Origin of the sequence: Mesorhizobium sp. M0293, from assembly GCF_040321735.1 — a bacterium.
In the GTDB taxonomy this organism is placed as follows: domain Bacteria; phylum Pseudomonadota; class Alphaproteobacteria; order Rhizobiales; family Rhizobiaceae; genus Mesorhizobium.
Genome location: NZ_JAMYSA010000214.1, coordinates 1 through 4,593, shown reverse-complemented (window position 1 = coordinate 4,593; position 4,593 = coordinate 1). Strand labels below are relative to the sequence as shown.

Annotated in this window: 5 protein-coding genes; 3 read left to right on the top strand and 2 right to left on the bottom strand. The window is 63.9% G+C overall.

The features are described from left to right. Positions 1 to 173: 173 nt before the first annotated feature. Together NKJ06_RS34480 and NKJ06_RS34475 are read left to right on the top strand one after the other, a co-directional pair. A complete protein-coding gene (locus tag NKJ06_RS34480; protein WP_352633109.1) occupies positions 174 to 629 on the top strand; it encodes an AraC family transcriptional regulator in 456 nt (151 codons plus the stop codon). A gap of 72 nt (positions 630 to 701) precedes the next feature. Then, positions 702 to 1,121 (top strand): VOC family protein, encoded by a 420-nt coding sequence (locus tag NKJ06_RS34475; RefSeq protein WP_352633108.1) that lies wholly within the window; start codon positions 702 to 704, stop codon positions 1,119 to 1,121. A 23-nt stretch (positions 1,122 to 1,144) separates the two neighbouring features. Here the strand turns inward: NKJ06_RS34475 and NKJ06_RS34470 are convergent, their stop codons facing one another. Further along, positions 1,145 to 2,617 (bottom strand): cobyric acid synthase, encoded by a 1,473-nt coding sequence (locus tag NKJ06_RS34470; protein ID WP_352633107.1) that lies wholly within the window; start codon positions 2,615 to 2,617, stop codon positions 1,145 to 1,147. Further along, a complete protein-coding gene (locus tag NKJ06_RS34465) occupies positions 2,617 to 3,231 on the bottom strand; it encodes a dimethylsulfonioproprionate lyase family protein (protein WP_352633106.1) in 615 nt (204 codons plus the stop codon). Before NKJ06_RS34465 ends, NKJ06_RS34470 begins: the two co-directional genes overlap by 1 nt. Before the next feature lie 138 nt (positions 3,232 to 3,369). On the opposite strand from NKJ06_RS34465, the gene NKJ06_RS34460 reads away from it, so the two are divergent. Next, positions 3,370 to 4,539: an isobutyryl-CoA dehydrogenase gene (locus NKJ06_RS34460; protein ID WP_352633105.1), complete on the top strand. Its 1,170-nt coding sequence runs from the start codon at positions 3,370 to 3,372 to the stop codon at positions 4,537 to 4,539. Positions 4,540 to 4,593: the final 54 nt, after the last annotated feature.

Genomic DNA, 4,593 nt, shown 5'->3' with positions numbered 1-4,593 from the left:
TTTTTTTAACCCCCCCCCCCCCCCCCACCCCCCCTCCCGGCCGGGGGGGGGGGGGCGCCGTGGTTAAGACCCCCCCCCCGTTGCCGGGGGCACGACCCCCCCCCGCCAAACCCCGGGGCGCTTTTGTTTCCGGCCCCAGGTCTGCTAGATTTGACTTGGCGCAAGGATGGCCGATGCCAGTCGAGATGCAACTCCAGCAAGAGCAGGACCAATCCGTCGCCGGGCGGTTCGAGATGCGCCAGCGCCTGCCCGATCCTCGACTTCAGGGCATTGTGTCGGACATTTGCGGCTATCGCGAATTGGCGCCCGGCCATATGCGCAACGTCGAATACGCCTCGCTCACCGTACCGCTGGTCATCAGCTTCGCCGAACCCTTCGCCATCGGCCTCGGCGAGGCGCCCGGCGACAATGACCGCTTCGCCAGTTTCGCCGCCGGTCTCTATGCCGGACCGGTGGTCATCGAATCCTTCGGCGGCGCCTGCTGCAACCGGGCGCTCGGCCTGTCGAGGCAGCGGACTGCCGACTGGGCGGATATCGCCGCCGATTGCGGCTATTCCGACCAGGCGCACCTCGTGCGCGAGTTCCGTGGTCTTGCCGGCGAGACGCCAACCTCGCTCGCCATCAGGTAACATTTCTTCAAGACGCTGGAACGGCCTTCGCCCAGAGTGGGGCACCGACCAACCCCATTGAAGGAGATCGACATGACCACCAGCAACGAAGCGCCCCGCCTCTACCCCGCTTTGCGCTACAAGGACGCGGCGAAAATGATCGACTGGCTATGCGAGGCCTTTGGCTTCAGTGTCCAGGCCCGTTATGGCGAAGGCGATGTCATGCACCATGCCGAACTGGTCTTCGGCTCCTCAATGATCATGCTCGGCACGGTGCGCGACGACGACTACGGCAAGATGGTCGGCGAACCCGGCTCAGGTAGCGGCAAGTCGATCTACATCGCCGTCGACGATGCCGATGCCGCCTACGCCAAGGCCAGGAAGGCCGGCGCCACGATCATCCAGGAATTGACGAACCGCGACTATGGCAGCCGCGAATTCATCTGCCGCGACCCGGAAGGCAATGTCTGGTCGTTCGGCACCTACTGGCCGAAGGCAGGCGAAAAGGCCTGAGTCAACCTGAGGTGTGCTGCGAACTACCGCGCCAGCGCAAAGATTGCGTCGCAGTCGAGATGGGTCTCCAACTCGGCTGCGACCTCGTCCAAGGCCCGCTCGACCTCGGCCCGATAGTCGATGCCACCACCCTTGATGCCGAGGCTTTCGAGGAATTTCCCGCGAAAGCCGTCGGCACCAAACAGCCCGTGCATATAGGTGCCGATCACCTTGCCATCGGCCGAGACTGCCCCGTCATCGACGCCATTGATGACTGCTGACGGCCGCAGCGTATCCGGTCCAGTGGTGTGGCCGAGATGGATCTCGTAGCCTTCGAGCGGCAGGTCGAACAGGACCGAACGGGCGCTGACGTTGCGCACCGTCTTCTCTGGTTCCATCACCGTTTCGACGTCGAGCAGGCCGAGCCCTTCGGCTTCGGTGACGCTGCCTTCGATGCCGTCGGGATCGCGCACGATACGGCCGAGCATCTGGAAGCCGCCGCAGATGCCGACGACATGGCCGCCGCGCTTGGCGTGCGCGAGAAGGTCGCGATCCCAGCCGTTCTCGCGGAACTTCAGGAGATCGCCGATCGTCGACTTCGAGCCTGGAATGACCACCAGCCCAGCATCGGCAGGCAGCGGTCTTCCCGGCGGCACGAACACCACCTCGACCTGCGGCTCGGCCTTGAGCGGGTCGAGATCGTCGAAATTGGCGATGCGGCCAAGCATCGGCACGGCCACCTTCAGCGCGCGCGTCTCGCCGGACGCCAGCCGTTCCAGCACCACCGAATCTTCCGAAGGCAAGCGCGCCGCCGCCTTCAGCCACGGAACGACGCCGAAACAGCGCCATCCCGTGAATTTTTCGATCGACCTGATGCCGTCATCGAACAGCGAAACATCGCCGCGGAACTTGTTGATGAGATAGCCGATGATCATGCGCCGGTCCTCTTCCGGCAGAATTAGATGCGTACCGGCAACCGAAGCGATGACGCCGCCGCGATCGATGTCGCCGACCAGCACCACCGGCACGTCGGCGCGCGTGGCAAAGCCCATATTGGCGATGTCGCGGCTGCGAAGATTGATCTCGGCCGGCGAGCCGGCGCCCTCGACGATGACCAGATCGGCGCCCTCGCCGACCTTGCTCCAGGAGTCCAGAACGGCGTCCATCAGCCGGCCCTTCATCGCCTGGTAGTCGCGCGCCCGCGCTTCGCCGAACACCTTGCCCTGCACGATGACCTGAGCGCCGACATCGGTCTGCGGCTTCAGCAGCACCGGGTTCATGTGGACCGATGGCGCGACGCCGCAAGCGATCGCCTGCAGCCATTGCGCGCGACCGATCTCGCCGCCGCCGGCTTTATCGCCGGGGATATCGGCAACGGCGGCGTTGTTTGACATGTTTTGCGGCTTGAACGGCCGCACCTTCAACCCACGCTTTTTTGCCGCGCGGCAGAGGCCGGCGACCAGCACCGTCTTGCCGACATCCGAACCCGTACCCTGCAGCATGATCGCTTTGGCCATCAGCCCCTGCCCTGCGCCACGGTTCCGGTGATATCGGATTTCTGCGCCAGCGGCCCGCCGCGCCAGATGTAGAGCGCCAGCAATGGGTCTTTGCCGGTGCGCATGGCGTGATTGACGTTGGACGCGTGGTGGACGACCTCGCCAGCCGTGCGCATGCAAAAGCCGCTCTCGCCCATGCGCCATTCGGTGCCGCCGGTCAGCGGAACGTAGATTTCTTCGGCGACGTGATGATGGTCGGGATAGACGATATCGGGCCCAAGGATCAGCAGGCCGGCGGCGACCTCGTCATTGGCGAAATGGCCGCGCGTGCCGAATACTTCCAGCCAGCCGTAATTGTCGATGAACTCTTTTCCGAAATCCGCCTCGCCATAGGTCTGCCCCCAGCGGAAATCGTTCCGACGCTCGGCAAGCAGTTGCACCAGCGGCTTGGCATCCGGAGGCGCCAGTTCGGCGGCGCGATCGAGATGACGCAGGCAGGCGAGCGGATGCGGCTCCAGCATACGGGCTGGCATCTCCCAATTGATCCGCAACACGGCGTCACGCACCAGGGCGTTATCCACAGAAGCGAGATAGGCGTGGAACCGCCCCAGCAGATCATCGAATCTTGTCGTCACATCGTGCTCCGGACACCCATTGATGCACAGCCGCTCCCCAAAGGGTCGGGTTGCGCGGCGGCATCATTGGTCTAGATTGGTGCGCGCGCAAAGCCAAAAACGACAGGCCAACAGGTCGAAGATATTAGGGAGCACGCCATGGACGCCGCGGTCGATGCGAGCACCAGCCAGTTCGAACTCAATGAGGAGCAGCGCGCCATCCAGGAGATGGCACAGGCCTTCGCTGCCGACCGCGTCGCGCCCAACGCGCTCGACTGGGACCGCAGGAAACACTTTCCTGCCGATGTGATCCGCGAAACCGGCCCGCTCGGCCTCGGCGGCATCTATATTAGGGACGATGTCGGCGGTTCGGCACTTGGCAGGCTTGATGCGGTGCTGATTTTCGAGGCGCTGTCGCACGCCGATCCGGCCTTTTCGTCCTTCATCTCGATCCACAACATGGTGGCCTCGATGATCGACCGCTTCGGCAATGAAGAGCAACGCCAGCGCTTCCTGCCGAAGCTCACCTCGATGGAGTGGCTGGCGAGCTATTGTCTGACCGAGCCGGGCTCCGGTTCCGATGCCGCGGCGCTCAAGACGCGTGCGGTCAAGAGCGGCGGCGACTATGTCCTCAACGGCACCAAGCAGTTCATCTCGGGCGCCGGCGACAGCGATGTCTATGCCGTCATGGTGCGCACCGGCGCTGAGGGACCGAAAGGCATTTCCACCATCGTCGTGCCGAAAGACGCGCCGGGCCTCTCCTTCGGCGCCAACGAGCACAAGATGGGGTGGCACATGCAGTCGACCCGCCAGGTCATCTTCGAGGACTGCAAGGTGCCGGCGGAGAACCTTTTGTCTGGCGAAGGCGCTGGCTTCGGCATTGCCATGGCGGGCCTCGATGGCGGCCGGTTGAACATTGCCGCCTGTTCGCTGGGCGGCGCACAGTCGGCGCTCGACAAGGCACTTGCCTACACCGCCGAGCGCAAGGCCTTCGGCTCGAAGATCAATCAGTTCCAGGCGCTGCAGTTCAAGCTGGCCGACATGGAGACCGAGTTGCAGGCGGCGCGCATCTTCCTTTATGCCGCCGCCTCGAAGCTCGACCGCAAGGCACCGGATGCCGGCAAATGGTCGGCGATGGCCAAGCGCTTCGTCACCGACACCGGCTTCAATGTCGCCAACGACGCGCTGCAACTGCTCGGCGGTTATGGCTATCTGCACGATTACGGCATCGAGAAGCTCGTGCGGGATCTGCGCGTGCATCAGATCCTCGAAGGCACCAACGAGATCATGCGCGTCATCATCGCACGGGCATTAATTGGAAGGCAGTAGGCAGTAGGCAGTAGGCAGTAGGCAGTAGGCAGTAGGCAGTAGGCAGTAGGCAGT